Source organism: Oscillatoria salina IIICB1 (assembly GCF_020144665.1).
GTDB lineage: Bacteria > Cyanobacteriota > Cyanobacteriia > Cyanobacteriales > SIO1D9 > IIICB1.
The window spans coordinates 1-22320 of the sequence record NZ_JAAHBQ010000004.1; the positions used below are offsets into that span (position 1 = coordinate 1).

Below are 22320 nucleotides of genomic sequence, written 5' to 3' on the forward strand. Positions count from 1 at the left end.
AGAAAATTTGCTCAAATTAATAAGAGTTAAAATCAATGATTAATTCCTCCCCCTTCCCTTCAAGGGAAGGGGTTTGGGGGGTTAGGTTAGACAATTTTGCGTAGAAAATGAACTTGATGAATTTGAATTAAATATTAGTGATAACTGATAACTAAAAACCTTAATCCGCATTCTCCAAAAAATTTTCTCTAGTAGTGCGAATGAGTTGATAAGAACCTGTTGTCTCCAAAATTTGCAATCGATCGGGTTGAAGATCGGTTTCTTTAATTTCGCCAAGTTGAGTGAGAATTAATAAGTTTTCCGAGGGGTAACTATCGCTACTGGTTTCGGCTAAATATTCTTTAGCTCGTTCGGTTTTGGAAAGAAAGGTGACGGGTTGCTGACTATAAAAAACAATACTAGGTTTTTTGAAGCCGATCATCAATAATTCTTCTTCTGGTTGCTTGATTTCGGCGATCGCTGCGGACATTTCTCGTAATGGTAATTGACGCGCTCGATCGACTAAAAAAGATACTGGAGTAAGTACAAAAATGAAAAAGAGGACAAAACCAATTAAATTTACACTCCACAACCAACGCCAATTTTGTTTATGTCTGAGTAAAATTAAACCCGCGATCGCTACTGCTGTCCAAATAATTGCGGCTTTGATTGGTAAGCCTGATTCGGCGTATAATTCAGGTAAATTTTTAGCTGCGGGATCGTAACCGATCAAATTGGGACTGTAAAGAAAAACGGCTGCGAGAATTAATAAAATCGCGATGTTGACAATTCCACTGATTAATAAACCTCGGTTTTTGTGATGATTTTGTTCAGCTTTTTTCTTGACAAATTCTTGATTTTGTGTTAATAAATCGCTCCAAAGTAAAGCCACAAGAATTGCGGCGGCGGGAAGCAAAGGAATCACATAACTAGGGAGTTTAGTTACGGCGATCGTAAAGAAAACGAAAATAGCGGTAAACCAGAAAAAAGCAAATAAACCTAATTGGCGCGATCGCGGTTGTCGTCGCCAAATCGAGCGTCGCCAAAAACGAGAAGACGCGATCGCTAACGGCAGATAAATTGACCAAGGTATAAAGCCAATTAGCACCACTAGAAAGTAAAAATACCACGGTGCATCATGTCCGTTAACTACACCAGTAAAGCGTTCAAAATTGTGGTAGCCAAAGAAAGAATTAATGTAATCTTGTCCGTTTCTCCAGATAACGAGAACATACCAAGGCACAGTAATTAGTAAAAATAAAGGAATACCCCAAAATAGTTTTAACTCAGCAACAACTTCGCGAAACTTACCCAAATAAAGTAGAAAACTGAGAATAATTAATCCGGGCAAAACCAAGCCCACCGGACCTTTAGTTAATACCGCCAAAGAAATTAGCACATAGAAAGCGAGATACCAAAAATTAGGTAATCGTCGAAATTTTGGGGAATCAGAAGCTACATTTTCCTGCGTCGCATAGCCAACAAAAAAGCATAACAAAGCCATGCTCATACAGCCATTAAGCAGCATATCCGAAACACCGGTACGCGCCCAGACAATCGTTTGGGGATTAAGGGCAATAAAAGCAGCACCAAGCCAAGCAGAAAGCCATAACTGACGCTGATTTTGGGCGATCGTTTGTGTTGGGGAAGCAAAAATGGGGAAACCAAAACGACGTAGCGTGTAAAAAGCCAAAAACATCAACGCGATCGCTGCTAGCGCCGAAGGAAGCCGCACCGCCCACTCATTGACACCAATCAGTTTATAACCAATCGCCATCAACCAATAAACCAAAGGCGGCTTATCGAAACGAGTTTCGCCATTGAAATAAGGAGTAATCCAATCTCCAGTTTCCGTCATTTGGCGGGCAGCCTCAGCAAACAAAGGTTCAGTTTCATCAACCAAACCCGTATTACCCAAATGCCACAAAAAAGCCAACCAACTCAAAAACAACAGCCAAACTAGAGAAAATAATCTCATAGCTTGGGGATACTGCTCAAAAGATTTCCACAAATGTCTAATCGTCGTCATGCGTCATGCGATCGCGCTTACTTTTTTTCTGCTCTGACTAATTTAGCGCTTCTTGAAGGGGATTGGGGAAAGAGTGGGGAGAGGGGGAGGAATTAGGGGATAAACTGTTAACTGGTAACTGATAACTGTTCGCTGATAACTGTTCACTGCTAACTGAACCCAATCCCCAATTCCCGATAAGTTTCAGCCAGCACCATTACCATCATGTCCGCCAACGTTAACATCTTCTGGCGAAATCAAATCAGTTAACGCTTCAGACAGCGCCTTCGGGTCCATAAACAATACCTTAGAATTAGGACTATTACCTAACTTCTCATTGGCATCCACGTAACGTTGAGCAATGAGAAACTGGAGAAAAGCAGGACTACCAGGATCTACCCTTAAAGCCTGGGAAAGCATTTGAATTGATTGAACCTTACCTTCAGTTTCGGCAATATCAGCACGCTTTTTACTTTCAGCCGCCCGTTCTAATTCTAGTGACTCAATAATCGTTTTCGGTGGTGTAATTTCTTGTACCTCAACCCTGGTTACTTTCACTCCCCAGCTATCCGTCGCTTCATCTAACTGATGTAACAACTTTTGGTTAATTTCGTTTCGAGAAGAGTAAGTTTCCTCAAGTTGCATTTGACCAATTTCCGATCGCAGCGTCGTAACTACCAAATTGCTAATCGCTGATTGCAGATCGTCTACTTCGTAATAAGCTTTTTCTAAATCAAAAATCCGCCAGTAAACAACCGCATCTGCTTGTAAAGAAACGTTGTCTTTAGTAATGGCGTTTTGTGGTTGGATATCAATTACTCGTTCGCGAGTAGTTTCTCGAACTACAACTGTCTCAATGATGGGAACAATATAGTTAAGACCAGGCTTGAGTTTTTTATGAAATTTACCAACACGCTCTACTAAAGCTTCGTTTCCCTCGTTGATAATTTTTACGGAACTAATTGCATAGCCGATGGCTACAGCAATGGGGATTAAGAGGGAAAGAAAGGAGTTCATACTCGATCCTCGCAAGCGAGAAATTTTAGCTTAGTGCCTCTACGATAGCGCGTTTATGCTCTGAGAGGGAGAGGGGATTGGGGATTGGGGATTGGGGATTGGGGACTGGGGACTGGTAACTGGTAACTGGTAACTGTTCACTGATAACTGTTCACTGATAACTGTTCACTGATAACTGTTCACTGCTAACTGTTCACTGCTAACTGTTCACTGATAACTGAACCCAGTCCCCAATTACCTGAAAAACTCCTGGTGAGGGATACCAGGAGTTTTTGTGGATGAGTCAATCGAGTTTAGTCGTTTCTCTTAAACGAACTCAGCCATTCGCGAACTTGTTCGTTGGCGATATCGCGAGTACCTAAACCGAAAGCAAGGGCGATCGCCACAGCGACTGCACCGAAGAGTAAGCCAAAAGCTAAATTGACAATACTTTCAGCAATACCCATTTGTTGCAGTGCCATTGCTGTAACTAAGGCGATAATTGCAATACGAGCAGCTTGTCCCAAAATCCGGGATTGACGACTACCAGAACTAACAATCAGATTGAAGGCGAGATTTGCTAAATACAAGCCGATCGCAAAAACAATCAATCCAGCTAAAATCTGACCGGAAATTACGACAATACCAGCTACCAGTACAGTTAATGCTTCTATTTCCAGAATATTAACTGCGGCTAGGACTCCAAATAGTACGATCCCCACCCAAACGATAATTCCTACTAATTCCGATGGTGTTTTCCGAGGTACTTCGGAACCAGGTTGGATAGTGGTAGGTTGTCCGGTTTCTGGTGTGGGTACGCCCAAGTCTGGTGTTGGAGTCGGGCGAGTTCGAGGTTCGGGTATGCCGATCCATTGATAGACGTTGTTGAAACCAATTCCGGTGAGAATATTGGTAAGTAACTCGTAGATATATTTGCCTGCAATGTATGCCAGGATCAAGACTACTGCGGCAGCGAATAGCTTCGGCAGTAGGTTAAAGATTTGGTTGAGCATGGCGATCGCAGGTGCGGAAATTGCCTCAATTTCTAAGGTGTTGAGGGCAGCAACCGCGACGGGGATCAAGATCAAAACATAAACGATCGTCCCGATAATCCAAGAAAGTGATTGACTTTGGGTAGTTCCACTCAGTCCAAATCTTGTCCCGATCCGATCTGCTCCGGTGGCTGCTAACAAGTTGGTAACGACGCGACGCACTATTTGAGCCACTAACCAACCCGCAGCGACAATTAACAATGCTCCCAAAATATTTGGTAACATTGCCAAAATTTCGTTGAGTAGTACCAGTACTGGTGCTAAGGTTCCTTCTAACTCTAATGCGTCGAGAATGAGCGGCAAAAAGAGTAAGAAGATAAACCAGTACAAGGCGTTGGCTATAGTGTCACTGAGAGCATATTGGTTTTGTTCTCTTCCTTCACCAACTTGCTGCCCTAAACGCTCGTCTAGACGCAATGTTCGCAAGCCTCGCGACACTAAGAGTTTGACTAGGGTTGCGATTAGCCACGCTACTCCTAACAAAATTGCCGCACCTGCTAGTTTAGGCAGGAAACTGGTAACTTGCCCCAGCAATACATTTAAAGGCTCGGAAACTGCGTCTAGTTCCAATGCTTGCAAAAAGGCAACGATCGCAAACAGCAGAATTAACCAATAAACTACTCCCGCGATCCAGTCTTCAATCGGGATTGACTCGCTTCCTTCTCCTCCTCCGGTAATCCAAGAAGCAATTTTGTTGTCAATCTGGGTTTTCTTGAGCAATCCTTTGACGATCGCTTTCGCAATCAGAGCGATAATCCAGCCCACAATCAAAATTAAGATTGCTTGGACTAAATTCAGTAGCGATGAGCCAATATCTGCGCCCAACGCTCCCCTCACACTCTCAAAAGGTGAAAAGCCATCTGTCTGTGCCAATATTTTTGGCGCCAGGAGTGGCACTATTGAGCTAAATGGATGTATCATTCTGTCTCAACTTCCTTTGACGGTTTTAGTTAGTCTTTTACCGACTCTAGGGGCAAAATACAATATATTTGCCCCTCTTTGTCGCAATTTCTCTCAAATTAACCCTAAAATTTTCTTGCTTTTTTTTTACATCTGTGGTATGCAAACATCAATAAAAATCTTACTTTCGAGAGATATTAGCAACAATATGGATATTGGGCTAATTTTTTCCTCTATCTTTGTGAGTAATTATCCCAAAAAGGTCAATATTTGCCAAATTTGTCTATTTGCTACCACTGAAAGTTATTATGTCAGCACGTCAAGTTTTTGAACAGTCTATTAATATAAAAGCGAGTTCTACGGTCGTGGAACGCTGTATCGTCGATCGCGAACTGATGCACCGTTGGTTAAATCCAGCTTTACGTTGCGAACCAGTAGGTAAGTGGAGTACGGATGTGGGAAGTCGCAGTCGCTTTAAGATCCAGATTCCCGCGCTCGAACCGAGTCTTAAAAGTGTAGTAGTCGAGAGAGAACCTGGTTTAATTGTCTGGGAATTTGAAGGGTTTTTCCAGGGACGCGATCGCTGGGAATGTCAACCAAATGCTGAAGGAACTACTTTACTCAATCGCTTTGAATTTGAGATTCCCAATCCCATTATCAATTGGGGTTTCAACACGTTCGCTGCTAATTGGACTAAAGATGACATGAAAGCACAACTTAGAAGGTTGAAACGCATCGCTGAAGAGATTTATCAAATCGATTAGATTGGTGATTGGGTTCAGTTATCAGTAAACAGTGACCAGGGAACAGTTAGCAGTAAACAGTTATCAGTAAACAGTTATCAGTTACCAGTTAACATTGACTAGCGATTAGGGAACAGTAAACAGTTATCAGTTTATCCTCTGATTCCTCCTTGTCTCCCTTGTCTTCCCCCAGTCCCCAATCCCCAATCCCCAATCCCCAATCCCCAATCCCTAATACCCAATCCCCAATCCCCAATCCCTAATACCCAATCCCCAATCTACGAATATTAATCAATAAAGCGCGAATTGTATCTGCATCTTCAGCATTAGGAAGCATTTCCAGGTATTGCTGAAAATCTTCCGCAGCCTTAGTATAGCCATTAAGTTGATAATTGAGTAAACCGCGATCGCGCAATTCAATCGGATGCTCTGGAAACAACAACAACAACCTTTCAACAATTCCTAAAGCTTTCGCTAACTCTTGCTGATTAATATAAATAAACTTGAGATTTGTCAACATTCGTGCTATAAACTGCTTACTTGTTACAGGTTCCAAAAAAATTGGTTCCAGTTTAACTGGCTGTTGATAAATCTCGCTTAATCTCTCTTCGCAATCTTGCTCAAATAAAATTTCCCCACCCTCGAATGGATCGACAAAAATGCCTGCATTTTCAAATTCTGGACGAATTATAAAATGTCCCGGCATTCCAATCCCTACCATCGGAAAATCAATTCGTTTCGCTATTTCTAAATAAACTAAAGATAATGTTATCGGAATACCAGTACGATTGTCAATTACATCATTAAGAAAGCTATTCTTCGGATTATAATAATCATCGTTATTACCTTGAAAACCTAAATCCTCATAAAAATAGCTATTGATAGTTTGAATAATTTTCATCGGATAAGGCGTATCTGGTAAACGTTCTCTCACTTCCTCTGCCATTATGTCAAGAGAATTAAGATATTCTTCAGGATCGAGATCCGGATACTCTTCTTGTGCAATATATAATGCAGCTTTGGCTAAATCAATTTCTGATTCCGGTTGACTAATTTCGCGAGTGAAATTTTTACGCCCAAGATAAAAGTTCATAATTCAAACATTATTTAATTAAACTATCTTTCTCTAAATTTTAGACTCTACATTACCACCCGAACCACTAACTATGATAATCTTTACCCGAACCATATTTCCACGCATCAAGCCAACGATGATAAAAATATTGTTGCTGTAAAGGTAAATTTTTCATCAATGGTGCAAAATTCTTTCCGACTGAATATAAACCAGTATAAACAGCTAAATTAAGATAATGTTTCAGCCAATCTAATAACATTGGTAATCCCACCTGGGGAATAATTGGTAATACCAAACTTGGTTTTACCCTTGGTAAAGTTTTTGCTAAACCAGAAAATTTTACTACATCTTGTAAAAATGGTTTGAGGACATCATCACCCAAATTTTCCATCGCCACAAATACACTATTTAATAGATCGTTAATTTGATTTGGTGGTAATTCTTGATTCATTTTTACACTCATGGTACGTTGAAATAACCAAGTTACAGAAATATTCGGTTGATAAGGTTGTAGCAAAGCAAGTTCGTCTTTATTTAAAGCCTCAATTTTCAAAGCCTCATCGATACCATTAGTTAAGCGTTGAAGATGTCTTACCATTGCACCAAAACCACCAAAACTAACCGGAGATTGTCCGCCGCTACTATCGCCAACTGGTAAAATTCTGTTAAAGGAAAAACGTAAAGGACTTTGACGATAAGAAGGAAAGAAACCAAAGAGAAATCGCTCGAATTTTAGTTGCGAAAGTTCGACTTTTTGATATTCTGGTAACAAGCGCAAATACTCTTCCATGAAAAATTCTAAACTAGGGCGATTTAAATCTGCATCAAGATAAGTAAATAAATAAGTTGTGCGTCCATCTCGCGCCGGAAATGCTTCCCAAAAATATTGACATTGGTTTTGAATTGGTGTAAAAGAAACAATTAAATCGCCTATTTTATTCTCAGGATATCCTTGCGCGCAACTCCCCACAACCAAACAAACTCCTTCCGGTTTTTCACCTTGTCTAGCTTGTTGAGCAATTGGAGAAAAGTTACCCATTGCATCAATAAGTAAGCGAGTTTTAATAGTTTTATTTCCTGCTTCCACAACCACACCATTGGGATGCACTATAGCACTGTCAAAAGGAGTATTTTCGAGCAATTGTCCTCCAGCTTCCAGAAACTTTCCTTTCAGGGTTTCAAGAAGATATACTGGATCGATACCGATATTGAGAACATCTCTTACCCAAACATCTTTTCCACCATGAAAACTCACTCTAGCTGGATTATACTCTGTTGCGATCGCGTTTTCTAACTCAGCTTCAGTTAATAACCCTAACTCAACAAACACCTTTAACTCTTGACGCGAGATATTCCACTCTTGATCTCTTCCACGTAAAACACCCTTTTCAATTAAACTAACTTGCCAACCTTGCTTTTGCAAAGCCGCCGCTAATAAAATACCTAAAGTACCGCCACTAATAACAACATCGCAATCTAGACTTTCTAAACTTAGCGAATTCTCCTTAACCACATTCGGAATTTGTAAATCACCCTCTCGCAAAGCCCGCCAAAATTGGTCAGCCTTACGCAAACCTGCAAGTATATCACCTGGTTGTTGAGAAAGAATTTCTTCAGTTAAACTCATCACTAATTCCGATCGACAAAACTTACTCCTTATTCTCCAATCTTTCACTAACTTATCTCCCAAACACACCTCCAAAGTAATAAATTAATCTCAACTAATAAAATCCCCTTAGCCACTTGGCGACTTAGCGAGATTAAAAATCAACTTAAACCAACGTACTTCCCTTAACAATTCCTTCAAGAGTAGCAACAGGAACCTGATAAAAATACTCGCGACGAAATTGCGCTTCTGTAACAGCAGAAATAAATAAATCAATTGCTTGCTTAACAGTTGAAGATGGTGAATTCAACTCAACCACAGCAAAAAAATCGTCATTTCGCTCGACAACAAAACCGAGTTGGGAAAGTGCATCTATTCCCAACTGAAGTATCACCTGACTAATTCCTAACTTCACACAAATTTGCTCCGCAGTCGCCATTTTTCCAGTACGATAGAGATATTTCGCAATTCCCACTAACTGTTGCCAAACTTGCTCGGCTGGGGTAGACTGAGGATGAGAATAAGCGAGGGCGAGTTTTTGGGAATGTGCGATCGCGTTTCTAAACTTAATTTGCAATTCCTCCCACGCTACGGGACAATTTTCCATTTTTAAGACTTTCTCTAACATCTCCTGCATCTCTAAATCTTCTCCTTCTCCTCGCCAATCTAAAATCCATTCATTACCAGCTAAACTACTATTAAATTTACTCGCATCAGCACAACTTTTTACTGCTAACAACCTCACCTCATAATGCGGTTTACCAAAAGTGCTAAAATCCAATTCCACGATCGCATCACACAACTCTTCTTGAGGTAATTCATCTTTATAATGTCCCCACCAAACCCCTGGAAAACCTTCCTTAACCGTCTCATCCCCAAGTTCAAAATTAGTCTTAATGTATTGCACCTTTTTTTTCTTAAAATCACTGGTGTTTTTATTCCAAACATTAGTAAACCAGCAATTTTTAATTAATAATCTTGGCGCTGGATTACCCATTCCGCAAGGTTCGAGAAGTTTCAATTCCCAGAAAAGTTCTTTTCCTAATTCCGCCACAGTCACAATTAAATCCGCCTCAACTATGGGCGCAAGACTGTTAAAATCAACCAAATTTTGCCGTAATTCTTGATTGATTGCTTCTTGAAACAAAGGTAAATTTGCTACTGGTAAACTCAAACCAGCAGCAAAAGGATGACCCCCAAAACGAGCCAACAAATGCGCTTGAGAATTAACTAATTCATAGAGGTCTATATTACCAACAGAACGCGCCGAACCACGAGCAAATTTACCTTCAGAATCTATACTTAATAAAATAGTTGGACGACCGTATTCTTGGGCAACTTGACCAGCTACTAATCCTAACACGCCACCTTGCCATTGTGGATCTGCTAAAACAATCACGCTAGTTGTCGATAAATCGATTTGTTCGAGTCGCTTTTTTACATCTTTAGCAACATTTTTTTGTAATTCTTTCCGACGGGTATTCGCTAATTCGGTTTCTAAAGCTAGTTGCTGCGTGCGAGAATTGTCGCGACTGGTAAGTAACTCCACACAAAAGCTAGCATCCCCTTGAATGCGACTCACAGCATTGATTCGCGGACCCAAACCAAAGGAAATATCCGTCGGGCGATCGCCACTTCTTCTACACAATTCTAACAGAGCAGCCACCCCCGGACGAGTGGGTTCGCTTTTTTGCTTTTGTAACTGTTGAATTCCTTTTTGCGCTAAGTAGCGACAATCTCCACTTAATTGCACTAAATCGGCAATTAAACCAATCGCTACTAAATCTAATAAATCTTCTACAGGCTGTTTCGGGACATCGGGTAAAGTCTCATAAAGTGCTTCAATTAACTTATAAGCAACCGCCACTCCCGAAAGATGAAATAAAGGATGATTTTCGGACAAATAGCGAGGATTAATAATTGCTACCACCGCCGGACGTTCGGGAGGTAAAGTATGATGATCGGTAACAATAATCTCAATGCCTAACTTTTGAGCATAATTTATTTCTGCTAAATTGGTACTACCCGTATCGCAAGTAACAATTAATTTAGTTCCCAATTCCGCTAATTTCTCAATCCCTTCCTTATTCAAACCATGAGATTCCGTCAAGCGATTGGGAATATAATAACTTAGCTGGAGATGTTGCACAAAAAATTGCCCCAGTCCCTCCCAAAGCACACTTGTAGCCGTAATTCCATCCGCATCAAAGTCCCCCCAAATCGTTACTTTTTCACCTACTTCACGGGCTTGGACGAGCCTGTTAACGGCACATTTCATCTCCTCGCCAAACTCAAAACAACTCGCAGGTTGATAAAAATCTGGATTCAGAAAACCAGGTAATTTTTCCACATCCTGTATTCCCCGTTGCCATAATAATTGCGCTGCATAGCGTCCATTTGTCCCCTTCGTATAACCTTTAACTCCCTCTACAAATGACTGGGGAACTTCTGGGGCTGGATTAATTTGCCATTGAGGTTGCGGTTGAAACATAACAATCTTAACTTCGGCTGTGGCTGATTAAGTGGAATACTGGATATAGTCATTGTAAACGTTTTGTTATGTCCTCAAACTCCAAAGAAGCCGTTTTAGTTACGATTATCTGTGAAAGCGTATTGCAAGACCGTCTTGCGAAGCTCTTAAAAGAGTTAGGTATATCGGGTTACACTGTTGTTCAAGCCCAAGGTGCAGGTAGTCACGGCAGAAGGATGGGAGATATTGCTAGTTTTTTAACCAATATCGAACTGAAGACAATTGTTTCACTAGAATTGTCGGAAAAATTAATCGAACAGTTACATCAGTACAAGGAAAAATACGCTTTGATTGCTTACCGACAACAGGTAGATTCTTTTATCGATTAATTTAGTTGCTAAACTACAAAAGTCGAGTAGACTTTTGTAGTTGAAATTAAAATGATCAATGAATAATTATGACTCAGGAACTTATCGACTTACGAAATAGTATTCTTGAAGGGCGTTACGAAGATGCGCTCGAAATGGTTGATGAATTAGAGGGAATGAGCAAACAAGCTATTCTGCGGAATATTCAGTCATTTTTACTTAGACTGCTGACGCATCTCATCAAAAACCATGTTGAGAAACGTTTAACTAATTCTCGGGCAACTTCGATATCTGATTCAATTAGACAAATAAAAAAATTAAACTTGAAAGATAATCAAACCTCTTATTATTTAAAGTCCGACGAGTGGCAGGAGTTAATTGAAGATGAAATGGAAGCAGCTATCGATCTCGCAAGTGTGGAAGTATTTGCTGGTGCTTATAGTCGATTTCAACTAGCAGATATGGTTGATAAAGATCGAGTTAGAGAAATAGCTCAAGATTTGTTAGCTTTGACATATAGTAATTCTGTTAAAGAACTATCATCAATAGTTAATGAATATTTAACCACTTTACCAGGCGGTGAAGATTGGAAAGAAAGTAAACAGAGATAGAATATTTATTGAGAGATTATTTAGATTAGTTGTTAATTATGACTCAGGAACTTATCGACTTACGAAATAGTATTCTTGAAGGGCGTTACGAAGACGCGCTCGAAATTGTTGATGAATTAGAAGGAATGAGCAAACAAGCAACTTTTCGGCAAATTGAATCTTTTTTAAATAGGATGCTCATTCATTTAATTAAAAATCAAATTGAAGAACGTTTAACTAATTCTTGGGCAGCTTCTATTCGCGATTCATTACGACAAATTCAAAAGCTAAATTTGAAAGAAAATAAAAGCTCTTACTATATCAATCGTGATGAATGGGAAGCCGAAATTGAAGATGAACTCGAAGCTGCAATTCGGACAGCAAGTGTGGAAGTTAGGAGTGGTGCTTACACTCCTGCTCAACTTACAGAATTAGTAGATAGAAGTCCGATTGTGCAAAGAGCGCATGATTTATTGGCTTTGACTTATCTCCATTCAAAAAAGGAATTACCTCCAATTATTGATGAATATTTAACTCAATTACCGGGGGGTGAAGAATGGAATCAAGGAGGAATAAGATAATTGCAAATACAGGGGAGAGCTTAGGTTAAGAAACCTAAGCTAAACTTGAAAAATTGCGATTAATATGTTATCGTTTTTGATGAACTTCTTCGGTAGCACGATTTAACATCGATTCTTGTTGATGTTGTTGTTGGTGATGTTTTTTCGCCATTAATTCTCTGGCTTCTTCTTCAGTGTTTGCTGTTTCGTGTTGATGGACTTCTTCGGTAGCACGATTTAACATCGATTCTTGTTGATGTTGTTGTTGGTGATGTTTTTTCGCCATTAATTCTCTGGCTTCTTCTTGGGTACTCATAAATTAAGCTCTCCGATCGCTGGTTCTCTTTCAGCGTTACACAATTTTCGGTATACTGTATCGAAATTGACAGAAATCTTAAAGACTTTTAAATATGTTTTCTACCTTTGAGTAGATGTACTTGATTGAGCCTGGCAATTTGGATGAGTAATTACTACCCCTTGAGGTGTTACTTGGGGTGCATTGGCGGTTAAAACTATTGTACCGTCAGGCATTGTTACCCAACCTTGGGCTTGACGAATAACTGGTGTAGCTTGTTGGGTGGCAATTTCTCGCTGACGTACTACGGGAGGAGTTTTTGACTCGGTTTGGACTTGGGGACGAAACCATTCTATTATACCTGTTAACGGTGTCAGAGGTTGGGTAGGATTGGTTGGTAAACCGCCTCTTCCGGTGATAATAAAAGAACTTCCCCCGGCAATTTTCCCATCTTCAAGACGACACAAATCTCTCGCGACTAACGATTCTACATCGATAGTTTCGGTTGATAGTTCTACTATGCCTTGAGTGGGATCTACTTGAGTGTTAATTTCGATTGTACCGTCGATGCCGCGTTCGGAAGTAGCAGTAATCGCGCTAGTGTTATCTAAAAAGACACCTTCGGCGGTAATTTGAATGTTACCACCAGATCCGGCGATCGCGTTAGCACTGATCGAGCTATTCTCGCGCACAATAATAAACTTCGCATCGCTAGTAATGTTACCCCCTGTCGCACTTCCGGTAGCATTAGTTGTAATCGCGCTATTATTTTCTAACTCAAGATTCGTAGTTGTCAGAGTAATATTACCACGATCTGACTGAGCAGTTTCGGCGCTCAGAGTACCTTGATTAAGATTAATTTCGTCAGCGATAATATTTAAACTACCAGCAATTCCCTCAGTTGAGCTAACCGCAATCTCAGAATTTTGGAAAACGTCTAATCTTCCTGTCTCAATATTCAACGAACCCGCTTCACCTGTAACTGTCGCAGAAGCATTCAAATTACTATTATTATTTAAGCTGATTTCTTGCGGTGCAATTACGGTCAAATTGCCGCCAATTCCCTCTTGCGTTGCTGCTGAAATCGTCGCCTGATTATCTAACCTCAAAGTTTCGGCTAAATCAAGAATAATATTCCCATTTCCACCCAAACTTGTTTCTGCACGAATACTCCCACTATCAAGAAAAACATTACTCGCTGTAATACTTAATTGTCCCGCATCCCCACCACCTAAACTATTAACAAATATTCCCGAATTTTCGCCATTAATTAACAGCAAATTAGTGTTTACAGCTAACGAACCTGCCTCCCCATCTCCCCTAGCGGAAGCTTCTAAGATACTATCATTATTTAAACTTACTTCTTGAGGCGCATTGATAATCAAATTACCGCCATTTCCTTCGTTGGTAGCAGCCGAAATAGTCGCCCCGTTATCCAACCTCAAAGATTCACTTAAATCTAGGAAAATATTTCCATTTCCACCTAGATTAGTTTCCGCACCAATAACCCCATCATTCAGAAAGATATTCCTTGCTGTAATTTGTAATTCTCCCGCATCACCACCACCTAAACTATTGACAAATACGCCGGAATTTCCCCCATTAATTACCAGCACATCTGTATTTACAGTTAACGCCCCTGCTTTACCATCTCCACTTGCCGAAGCAGTCAAATTACTATTATTAACTAAGTTTACTTCTTGAGGGGCATTGACAATTAAATTTCCCCCAGTTCCTGCTCTCGTCGAAGCTGAAATACTCGCATTATTTTCTAAACTCAAACTCTCGGTTAAATCCAGAATAATATTTCCATTTCCACCTAAATTTGTTTCCGCCCGAATACTACCACTATCTACAAAAACGTTGTTAGCGGTAATACTTAATTGTCCCGCATCACCACTTCCTGCACTATTAACAAATATTCCCGAATTACCACTAATAGAAACTAAATCTGTATTTACAGATAACGAACCTGCTTCGCCATTTCCTAAAGCGGATGCACTCACATTACTATTATTTGCTAAACTTAATGACTCGGTTAAATTTATTTGAATATTTGCGTTACTACCTTGATTAGTTTCGGCAATAATACTTCCGTTATTTAGCAAAACATTATTAGCTGTAATTTGCAATTGTCCGGCATCGCCAGTTCCCCGACTACTAACAAAAATATTTGAACTTTGACGCACAAATACTTCTTCACTGTTGATAGTTAAACTACCTGCTTGACCTGCGCCAAAAGCTTCCGCAGAAATTACGCTATTATTTTCTAAAGTTATGTTTGGTGTCTCAATAATTAAATTTCCTCCGATTCCATCAGTAGTAGTTGCAGCAATAACGGAGTTGTTGAGTAAATTTAGAGATTCTGAAAGTTGGATAGTAATCGAACCTTCGGAACCATTATTATTAGAAACATTAATAATACTACCGTCAATGAGAAAATTATTAGCTTCGATCGATAAATTACCTGCTACTTGGTTTGCCCGAGATTGAGATTCTAAGGTGCTAGTAATAGCATCTTCTCTATTGGTATCTATTATTTGGATGTTGTCGGCAGTAATAAAGACATTCCCTGGTTTTCCTTCGCTAAAAGTACCCGCAGCTATTGCTGCTCCATCTAGCATTAAAAGCCGCTCAGTATTAATAGTAATATTACCGCCATCTCCGGTTGCTTCTGTTTGTACATCAGAAAAAAAACCAGTGGGAGATTGACTATTACCAATGATTTCTATTTCAGTAGCATTAATAAGCACATTTGCGCCGTTACCTTCGCCAAAAGTACCTGCACCTATTCTAGCTCCATTGCTAAGGGTAAAGCGTTCTGTATTAATAGTAACAGTGCCGCCATCGCCACTTGCTTCTGGTTTTACGTCTGACAATAAACCAGTCAAAGACTGATTATTAGTAAGCGCTCCGATTAAGTTTATTTCTGTACTATTAATTGTTAAAGCTCCAGCATTTCCTTCACTAAAACTAGAAGCGGAAATTACGGCTCCATCGACTAAATTGAGCAGGTTACTGTTTACCGTAATACTACCACCATTTCCGGTGGCTTCTCGCAAAACATCAGAATAAAATCCGCTACTGGATGAGTTATTATTAGGATTACCAATTAATTCGATTTGGTTAGCATTTACTAATAAATCGCCTGCGTCTCCTCCACCTAATGTGGAAGAAGAAATTATAGCTCCATTTTGGACAGTTAAATTTTCAGTATTAATAGTTAAAATGCCACCATTTCCTGTGGCTTGGGCTTGAACTTCAACGAATAAACCGCTTGATAAATCGGGATTGTCTCCGTTAATTACTGCTACATTAGTAGCATTAATAGTTAAGTTACCAGAATCGCCTGCACCGGAGGTAAAAGCTTTAATTTCTCCGCCATTAATCACGTTAAAAATTTCAGTATCAATGGTTACATTGCCACCAGTTGCAGTGGCTTCGGCGGTGCTACCTGTGCGAATTGTACCATCAATTAATTCTACTGTTTCGGATGCTTTAATAATAATATTACCACCCGATCGCGTGCCTCGATTTTCACCAGAGATGCGTGAGTCGTTAGTCAACGCTAAACGCCTTGCTTGTATTTGCACTTCGCCGCTACCAAAGCCACTGACATCGACGAGGGCGGAATTATTTAGCTCAATGTCGCGAAAGTTCTCTATTTGCTCGTAATTAAGCGCATATCCTCTTTCTACTGTCTCGATACCTACGATACCATCATCAACGCTACCTAATTCAATCCTACCTTCGGCGACTAAGGCAATACCACCATCAAAGAAAATATCTCCGCCAATTAAGGCTAAAGTTTGTTGTGGGGGTACGACTAAACCTGTTTGTTGATTGATAGATTGATTGACAATGCTGCCTCTTTCTTCTCCCACCAAAAGATTAAAAGATAATGCTGTTGGCGCTACGGCAAGTAAGTTACTATTTTCGGGATTTGTGGCACTAAATAAGCCTGTTGTCCCGAAGTTAATGGCATCGGCGGTGCTGGCGATAAATGAACCTGAGACACTTAAACTCGCATTTCCACCAAAGTTAATTCCGTTTGGATTAAGGAGAAATAAATCTGCTGTTCCTAAAACTCCTAAGCTGCCTAAAATTTCTGAAGAATTTTCTCCGGTTACTCGTGAGAAAATGCGCTCAACTCCTGTGGGATTTTCAAATAATATTCTTTCGCCTGCTTCAACGTTAAATTCGGAAAAACTATGAAATAAATTTGCGCCGCGAGTTGAACCACCAGTAATATTTTTGCTTGTATTTTCTGACGTTATTACTAGGGAATTTTCTGTGCCCAAAGTATCATCGGGAATCAAACGCGATGAGTTAGTTGGTTCGCTATTTTCAGCCTCAATAGTTAAAACTTCTCCTGGGTTAACTGTAACTCCAGCGATTTGATTTTGTTGGGCGGTTAAAACGGTTAAACTATTAGAAAATAAGGCATTTGGTTGCACGTTTAATAAGATGCTATTTTCTGGGTTTGTAGCGCTAAATATCCCATTTTCTCCTAGTTGAATAGCGTCCGCGCTGCTAGCCACAAATGAGCCACGAATATCTAAGCTAGCATTTTCACCAAAAAAGATGCCGTTGGGATTAAGTAAAAATAAATTTGCGGTTCCTTCGACACCTAAAACACCAAAAATATTACTTGCATTGCTTCCAGTTACGCGAGTGAGAATGTTTTCAATTCCATCAGGATTAGCAAAATAAACGCTGCTTCCTTCACTAATATTAAATTCAAGAAAGCTGTGAAATAAATTGCTTCCTCTGGTTGCTCCGCCAGTAATTAAATCTTTTAATTCTTCAACTGCATTGACTCGGGAATTTTCTGTGCCTAATGTTGCATCGGGAATTAATTGTGCTTTGAGTTTGCTAGTTTCACTAATGCTGGCAAGTAAAGAAAAAGCTAATGTTAGCGAAGCTACTGGAAGAATTCGCACGAAGTTCATTTTTTTAGGTAGATAATGGGATTGGTTCTAACTTGTGAAAATTGTGTAGACTAAAGAAAATTAAGTGTTTTTTAGTTTAATTAAACTTGTAGTCATTATAGCTAATACAGATAACAAATAGGGGGATGTAAAAATATTTTTTTACATCCATCGAGATCGCAATAAGTTGACAAAACGGCAAGTAGTAGTAAGGATTTGGCTTTGGCTCAAAAAAACGCTATTATCAGTGCTATGTCCATCTGTGGTTTCATCTACAAAAAAATGGTAAAATTGATTTTAATTACAGGGGTTAGTCGCGGTCTAGGTCGTGCTATGACTGAAGAGTTTATTAAACGAGGACATACAGTCTTAGGTTGCGCTCGTAATGAAGATGCGATCGCGAAATTACAAGCTAAATTTGGTTCTCCTCATGATTTCGCAGCAATAGATGTTACCGACGATCGCGAAGTGAAAGCTTGGAGTAAAATTTTATTAGCTGAGTATGGCGCACCAGATTTGTTAATTAATAATGCTGCGACGATCAATAATCTTGAGCCACTTTGGCAAGTTTCAGCTACAGAATTCGATCGAGTTATTGATGTGAATATCAAAGGTGTAGCTAATGTTATTCGTCATTTTCTCCCAGCAATGATCGAACGTCAAAGCGGTATTGTGGTTAATTTTAGCTCTGGTTGGGGTCGTTCTACTTCACCGGAAGTTGCTCCTTATTGTACCACAAAATGGGCAATTGAAGGATTAACGCGATCGCTAGCGCAAGAACTTCCGGTGGGTATGGCGGCAATTTCACTTAATCCTGGTGTTATTCACACTGATATGCTGGAAATCTGTTTCGGTGAAGAAGCTGCTAATTATACTTCTATTGCGGAGTGGGTTAGCAAATCTGTTCCTTTCCTCTTGGAAATTTCTCCTCAAGATAATGGTATGCCTTTAACTGTACCAGTTTAATTTAACTATAAAGAAAGACAGAGAAATTTTTCTCTGTCTTTCTTTAAGTTGATGACAAAAATTATCCTTCAACTTTTTTTCTTCGAGACTCCAACCAAACAGGTATCGTAATCGAAGCAATCAGTAAAATTAGGGCAATAATGCCAAAATTAGTTACCCAAGTTACTAATTGCTGCAAAGGTACAATTCTGCCCAAAAAGAATGATAAAGTAACCATTATTGATGCCCAAATAGTAGCACCACCAATATTACAAAGTAGAAATTGTGGGTAAGGCATCTGAGCAATTCCCGCTAACGGACCTGCGAAAATCCGCAATAAAGCGACAAAACGACCGAAAAATACGGCTCTGGGAGCGTTTTCGCTAAATTCGTTTCTTACTTGTTGCAGTTGCTTTTCACTGATACGGAAAAAACGCCCCACTTTAACTAAAAGATGCCAACCACCAAATTTACCAATCCAATAACCAAAATTATCGCCTAAGACAGCGCCTCCGATCGCGCTTGCCAAAACGTACCAATACCTTAACTCGCCGCTACCTGCCAGGAAACCGCCAACAATCGTAATTGTTTCGCCTGGTAAAGGTATTCCTGTATTTTCGAGGGCAATGCCGATAAATACTGTCCAGTAGCCGTATTCGCGAGCAAGATTCTGGATTGCCTCCAGCGACAAAAACTCAAAAGACATCCAGTACAGCCTTTACAAAGGTTTACCTACCTTTTCATCTTGGCGCGATCGCTACAGTAATGTCAATTACGGTTTCTACAGATTCCTGCTAATTTCCGATCTCATACCATATTTAACTATTCTTGTCAAGATTATTGACGAAAATAGTTAGACGGCAAAAATCCCGCGAGATTTTTGCCGTCAGCAACAAACCCTAGGTAGGGACAGCTTCTCCAGGGCGTAGTTTCGCCCATTTACCATCCTCCCGCAAGAAACTATGACAGCCGACCACATCCCATTCCATCTCGATGTGATCTTCGCGAGGACGGATGTTAACATTGATTGACGGTTCTTTGGGTTCAAAATCCGGGTTTTCCGTCAAATGTTCTTGTTCGTGTTGCGTTTCTACAGCGTGGTAGGTTTCGCAACGGTCTACAAAGTAACAGTTTACACAAATACACATGGCACAAATTTTCGGAGTGCTTTTCTGTTAATTTAGCTCAGACCAAAGCGCGATCGCTGGTTCTTTAGATTGATTTTTGTGAATTAATGACTTTACCGTCAGCAGCAAATTTTCCTTTCAGTTTAGAGTTACTACCCCAACCAGCTTATCTGGTTGGTGGTGCAGTCAGAGATGCTTTACTCAACCGTAAACGTCGAGAATTTGACTTTGATTTTGTCTTAGCAACTCAAGCGGTAGAAACTGCTAGCAAAATTGCGCGTATTTGTCAAGCAGGTTTTGTTTTGTTAGACGAACAAAGACAAATTGCGAGAGTTGTTTTTGACGAGGGAACTGTTGATTTTGCGCTTCAGGAAGGAGATAGCTTAGTCACGGATTTGCAGCGAAGAGATTATACAATTAACGCGATCGCTTATAATCCTCTTACTACTGAATTAATCGATCCTCTCGAAGGACAAAAAGACATTCAAAAAGGTATTTTGAGAATGGTTTCCGTTGCCAATCTCGAAGACGATCCCTTACGTTTATTAAGAGCTTATCGTTTTGCGGCTCAACTTAATTTCACCATCGAACCCACAACTCGCGCAACAATTAGCCGTTTAAATCAATTATTACCTAAAGTTGCCGCCGAACGAGTCCAAACCGAGTTAAATTATCTTTTAGCAGCGCCACAATCTTACATCTGGTTAGCTGCTGCAAACGAAGACAAGTTGCTGCAATTTTGGTTTCCCCAAGCAACTCCAGAAAATTTCCAACTAATTGAAAAGGTTGACAAAGTTACCGAGAATGTAGTAGAAAAATTTCCCAAATTAGCAAAGCAATTAAACACATCAGTTAGCGGAAAATCATTATCGAGACTAAATTTAGCCAAACTTGCTTGTCTGGTCTCGACTCAGCCAGCAGCAGCCGAATTAGAGTTAATTCAATTAAAGTATTCCAAAGCGGAAATTCGTACAGTTACAACTGCATTAAAATCCTTACCAAATTTGCTACCCCAAAGTTTACGAGAAGAATATTTTTTGTTTCAGAATCTCGGAGATGTCTTTCCCACTTTAGCAATCTTAGCCCTAGCTACAGGAAAAGAAATAGAACAAATTGCTAATTTAATTAAACGCTATCTTAACCCAGAAGATTTAGTAGCCCATCCTACATCATTAGTTACCGGAAACGACTTAATTAATCGGCTAAAATTGACACCATCACCCCAAATCGGCAAATTACTCACAGAAATCCAAATCGCCCGCATCGAAGGTAAAATAGTCACGGTAGAAGACGCGATCGCTTTTGCTAGGGAATTGGGGACTGGTTTCAGTGACCAGTGACCAGTGACCAGTGAACAGTGAACAGTGAACAGCGATCAGTGAACAGTTTGTCCTCCAATTCTTTCTTGTCCTGTTTGTTCCAATTTCAAGTCTTAATCGTTATAGATAACTGCTAACTGCTAACTGCTAACTGATAACTGTTCACTGCTAACTGATAACTGCTAACTGATAACTGCTAACTGCTAACTGTTCACTGAAACCCCCCTACCCTGCATTTTGCTCGCAGACGGGATCGGCTAAGATATAAATTCTGTCAAGAAATATTAAGTTGAATGGTTGCTACAAACTCGAACAGCTTCACTGAGAAATCCCTCCAATTACCACCTTTACCATTAAAACGACCCTTACTGGCGATCGGTCACGGTACCAGAGACACAGAAGGTCGTCAAACTTTCATTGATTTTGCCGAAGCTTATCATAAACTAGATTCATCCAGACCAGTAATACCTTGTTTTCTGGAACTGACAACCCCAACAATTCAAGAAGGAGTTGACAACTGCGTCGAACAAGGATACACCGAATTTTCCGTTGTCCCAATTTTATTATTTGCTGCCAGACATAATAAATTTGACGTTACCAACGAACTCGATCGCGCCAGAGAACGCCATCCGCAGGTAAAATTTCATTACGGACGACATTTTGGGATCGCACCTGGTATTCTCGAATTGTGGCGCGATCGCCTCGCAGAACTCGACAAACCAGAGTATAATCCTCACAACATCTCTCGTGCAGAAACAGTTTTGTTATTTATTGGACGAGGTTCGAGTGACCCCGATGCGAATGGTGATGTTTACAAATTAGCCCGCATGATTTGGGAAGGAAGCGGTTATCATACCGTAGAAACTTGTTTTATTGGAATCACTCATCCACGTCTCGAAGAAGGTTTTCGTCGCGCTCGTCTTTACGAACCAAAAAGGATTATTGTCTTACCATATTTCTTGTTTACTGGCGTATTAATGAAAAAGATTTTTAACATTACCGCCGAACAACAAGCACAATATCCTCATATTACGATGAATTGCTTACCAGAAATGGGCATTCAACCGCAATTATTGCAAATCTTACGTTCCAGAGAAATAGAAACTCAACTCGGAAATGTGCAGATGAATTGCGAAATGTGTAAGTTTCGATTAGCTGCTAAAGATAGTGTAAGTAATGGACATTCTCACGAACATCATCATCACCACCACGGTCATCATCACCATCACCACGAGCATGATACACCAGATCCTTATGCTAATTTAGACCAATATCATCAACGTATTTGGCAAGCACCGTAAGATGAAATAAGTACCTGCATTTACCAATTCTACCAGTGGAAAACGAACAACTTTC

At 40.0% G+C, this 22320-nt stretch carries 17 protein-coding genes; 7 read left to right on the forward strand and 10 right to left on the reverse strand.

The annotated features are described in order from the left end of the window. Positions 1 to 160 precede the first annotated feature (160 nt). The 3 genes from G3T18_RS01065 to G3T18_RS01075 all read right to left on the reverse strand — a co-directional run bounded on the left by G3T18_RS01065 (position 161) and on the right by G3T18_RS01075 (position 4908). Positions 161 to 2008, reverse strand: coding sequence for an ArnT family glycosyltransferase (locus G3T18_RS01065; protein WP_224408663.1), 1848 nt, complete (start codon positions 2006 to 2008; stop codon positions 161 to 163). Positions 2009 to 2191: 183 nt separating this feature from the next. Next, positions 2192 to 3004: an SPFH domain-containing protein gene (locus G3T18_RS01070; protein ID WP_224408664.1), complete on the reverse strand. Its 813-nt coding sequence runs from the start codon at positions 3002 to 3004 to the stop codon at positions 2192 to 2194. Between the two features lie 293 nt (positions 3005 to 3297). Beyond that, entirely contained in the window at positions 3298 to 4908 is a 1611-nt protein-coding gene (locus G3T18_RS01075; RefSeq protein WP_318013911.1) for a mechanosensitive ion channel, read from the reverse strand. A gap of 335 nt (positions 4909 to 5243) precedes the next feature. Here G3T18_RS01075 and G3T18_RS01080 point away from each other — a divergent pair, with 335 nt between their 5' ends. Then, entirely contained in the window at positions 5244 to 5699 is a 456-nt protein-coding gene (locus G3T18_RS01080; RefSeq protein WP_224408666.1) for an SRPBCC family protein, read from the forward strand. A gap of 238 nt (positions 5700 to 5937) precedes the next feature. On the opposite strand, the gene G3T18_RS01085 is transcribed toward G3T18_RS01080, so the two are convergent. From G3T18_RS01085 to recJ, 3 genes are all read right to left on the reverse strand, one after another. Further along, complete coding sequence (locus tag G3T18_RS01085) at positions 5938 to 6771, reverse strand: SirB1 family protein (protein ID WP_224408667.1); 834 nt, start codon at positions 6769 to 6771, stop codon at positions 5938 to 5940. A 67-nt stretch (positions 6772 to 6838) separates the two neighbouring features. Beyond that, on the reverse strand, positions 6839 to 8380 hold the full coding sequence (locus G3T18_RS01090) for an FAD-dependent monooxygenase (protein WP_224408668.1): 1542 nt from the start codon (positions 8378 to 8380) through the stop codon (positions 6839 to 6841). Positions 8381 to 8525: 145 nt separating this feature from the next. Next, entirely contained in the window at positions 8526 to 10850 is a 2325-nt protein-coding gene (gene recJ, locus G3T18_RS01095) for a single-stranded-DNA-specific exonuclease RecJ (protein WP_224408669.1), read from the reverse strand. Positions 10851 to 10918: 68 nt separating this feature from the next. Between recJ and G3T18_RS01100 the strand changes: the two genes are divergently transcribed. The 3 genes from G3T18_RS01100 to G3T18_RS01110 all read left to right on the forward strand — a co-directional run bounded on the left by G3T18_RS01100 (position 10919) and on the right by G3T18_RS01110 (position 12368). Then, a complete protein-coding gene (locus G3T18_RS01100) occupies positions 10919 to 11218 on the forward strand; it encodes a P-II family nitrogen regulator (protein ID WP_224408670.1) in 300 nt (99 codons plus the stop codon). 68 nt (positions 11219 to 11286) lie between these two features. Next, positions 11287 to 11808 carry a hypothetical protein gene (locus tag G3T18_RS01105; RefSeq protein ID WP_224408671.1) on the forward strand — a complete coding sequence of 174 codons (522 nt, stop codon included), beginning with the start codon at positions 11287 to 11289 and terminating at the stop codon, positions 11806 to 11808. Positions 11809 to 11846: 38 nt separating this feature from the next. Beyond that, positions 11847 to 12368, forward strand: coding sequence for a DUF29 family protein (locus G3T18_RS01110; protein WP_224408672.1), 522 nt, complete (start codon positions 11847 to 11849; stop codon positions 12366 to 12368). 67 nt (positions 12369 to 12435) lie between these two features. Here the strand turns inward: G3T18_RS01110 and G3T18_RS01115 are convergent, their stop codons facing one another. Together G3T18_RS01115 and G3T18_RS01120 are read right to left on the reverse strand one after the other, a co-directional pair. Beyond that, on the reverse strand, positions 12436 to 12663 hold the full coding sequence (locus G3T18_RS01115; protein WP_224408673.1) for a hypothetical protein: 228 nt from the start codon (positions 12661 to 12663) through the stop codon (positions 12436 to 12438). Positions 12664 to 12764: 101 nt separating this feature from the next. Further along, the gene (locus G3T18_RS01120; RefSeq protein WP_224408674.1) at positions 12765 to 17594 is read right to left on the reverse strand and encodes a two-partner secretion domain-containing protein; all 4830 of its coding nucleotides are present in this window, start codon (positions 17592 to 17594) and stop codon (positions 12765 to 12767) included. A 261-nt stretch (positions 17595 to 17855) separates the two neighbouring features. Between G3T18_RS01120 and G3T18_RS01125 the strand changes: the two genes are divergently transcribed. Then, complete coding sequence (locus G3T18_RS01125) at positions 17856 to 18539, forward strand: SDR family oxidoreductase (protein WP_224408675.1); 684 nt, start codon at positions 17856 to 17858, stop codon at positions 18537 to 18539. A gap of 61 nt (positions 18540 to 18600) precedes the next feature. On the opposite strand, the gene G3T18_RS01130 is transcribed toward G3T18_RS01125, so the two are convergent. Together G3T18_RS01130 and G3T18_RS01135 are read right to left on the reverse strand one after the other, a co-directional pair. Continuing rightward, positions 18601 to 19224: a DedA family protein gene (locus G3T18_RS01130; protein ID WP_224408676.1), complete on the reverse strand. Its 624-nt coding sequence runs from the start codon at positions 19222 to 19224 to the stop codon at positions 18601 to 18603. Positions 19225 to 19417: 193 nt separating this feature from the next. Continuing rightward, the gene (locus tag G3T18_RS01135) at positions 19418 to 19666 is read right to left on the reverse strand and encodes a Ycf34 family protein (RefSeq protein ID WP_224408677.1); all 249 of its coding nucleotides are present in this window, start codon (positions 19664 to 19666) and stop codon (positions 19418 to 19420) included. 86 nt (positions 19667 to 19752) lie between these two features. Here G3T18_RS01135 and G3T18_RS01140 point away from each other — a divergent pair, with 86 nt between their 5' ends. Beyond that, complete coding sequence (locus G3T18_RS01140) at positions 19753 to 20985, forward strand: tRNA nucleotidyltransferase/poly(A) polymerase family protein (RefSeq protein WP_224408678.1); 1233 nt, start codon at positions 19753 to 19755, stop codon at positions 20983 to 20985. A gap of 272 nt (positions 20986 to 21257) precedes the next feature. Beyond that, complete coding sequence (locus G3T18_RS01145) at positions 21258 to 22265, forward strand: sirohydrochlorin chelatase (protein ID WP_224408679.1); 1008 nt, start codon at positions 21258 to 21260, stop codon at positions 22263 to 22265. Positions 22266 to 22320: the final 55 nt, after the last annotated feature.

Coding starts and splice junctions, on each gene's coding strand:
- G3T18_RS01110 (WP_224408672.1), top strand. CDS start 11,847: ATGACTCAGGAACTTATCGACTTACGAAATAGTATTCTTGAAGGGCGT.
- G3T18_RS01145 (WP_224408679.1), top strand. CDS start 21,258: ATGGTTGCTACAAACTCGAACAGCTTCACTGAGAAATCCCTCCAATTA.
- G3T18_RS01090 (WP_224408668.1), bottom strand. CDS start 8,380: ATGAGTTTAACTGAAGAAATTCTTTCTCAACAACCAGGTGATATACTT.
- G3T18_RS01080 (WP_224408666.1), top strand. CDS start 5,244: ATGTCAGCACGTCAAGTTTTTGAACAGTCTATTAATATAAAAGCGAGT.
- G3T18_RS01125 (WP_224408675.1), top strand. CDS start 17,856: ATGGTAAAATTGATTTTAATTACAGGGGTTAGTCGCGGTCTAGGTCGT.
- G3T18_RS01115 (WP_224408673.1), bottom strand. CDS start 12,663: ATGAGTACCCAAGAAGAAGCCAGAGAATTAATGGCGAAAAAACATCAC.
- G3T18_RS01100 (WP_224408670.1), top strand. CDS start 10,919: ATGTCCTCAAACTCCAAAGAAGCCGTTTTAGTTACGATTATCTGTGAA.
- recJ (WP_224408669.1), bottom strand. CDS start 10,850: ATGTTTCAACCGCAACCTCAATGGCAAATTAATCCAGCCCCAGAAGTT.
- G3T18_RS01135 (WP_224408677.1), bottom strand. CDS start 19,666: ATGTGTATTTGTGTAAACTGTTACTTTGTAGACCGTTGCGAAACCTAC.
- G3T18_RS01130 (WP_224408676.1), bottom strand. CDS start 19,224: ATGTCTTTTGAGTTTTTGTCGCTGGAGGCAATCCAGAATCTTGCTCGC.
- G3T18_RS01120 (WP_224408674.1), bottom strand. CDS start 17,594: ATGAACTTCGTGCGAATTCTTCCAGTAGCTTCGCTAACATTAGCTTTT.
- G3T18_RS01070 (WP_224408664.1), bottom strand. CDS start 3,004: ATGAACTCCTTTCTTTCCCTCTTAATCCCCATTGCTGTAGCCATCGGC.
- G3T18_RS01085 (WP_224408667.1), bottom strand. CDS start 6,771: ATGAACTTTTATCTTGGGCGTAAAAATTTCACTCGCGAAATTAGTCAA.
- G3T18_RS01105 (WP_224408671.1), top strand. CDS start 11,287: ATGACTCAGGAACTTATCGACTTACGAAATAGTATTCTTGAAGGGCGT.
- G3T18_RS01065 (WP_224408663.1), bottom strand. CDS start 2,008: ATGACGACGATTAGACATTTGTGGAAATCTTTTGAGCAGTATCCCCAA.
- G3T18_RS01140 (WP_224408678.1), top strand. CDS start 19,753: ATGACTTTACCGTCAGCAGCAAATTTTCCTTTCAGTTTAGAGTTACTA.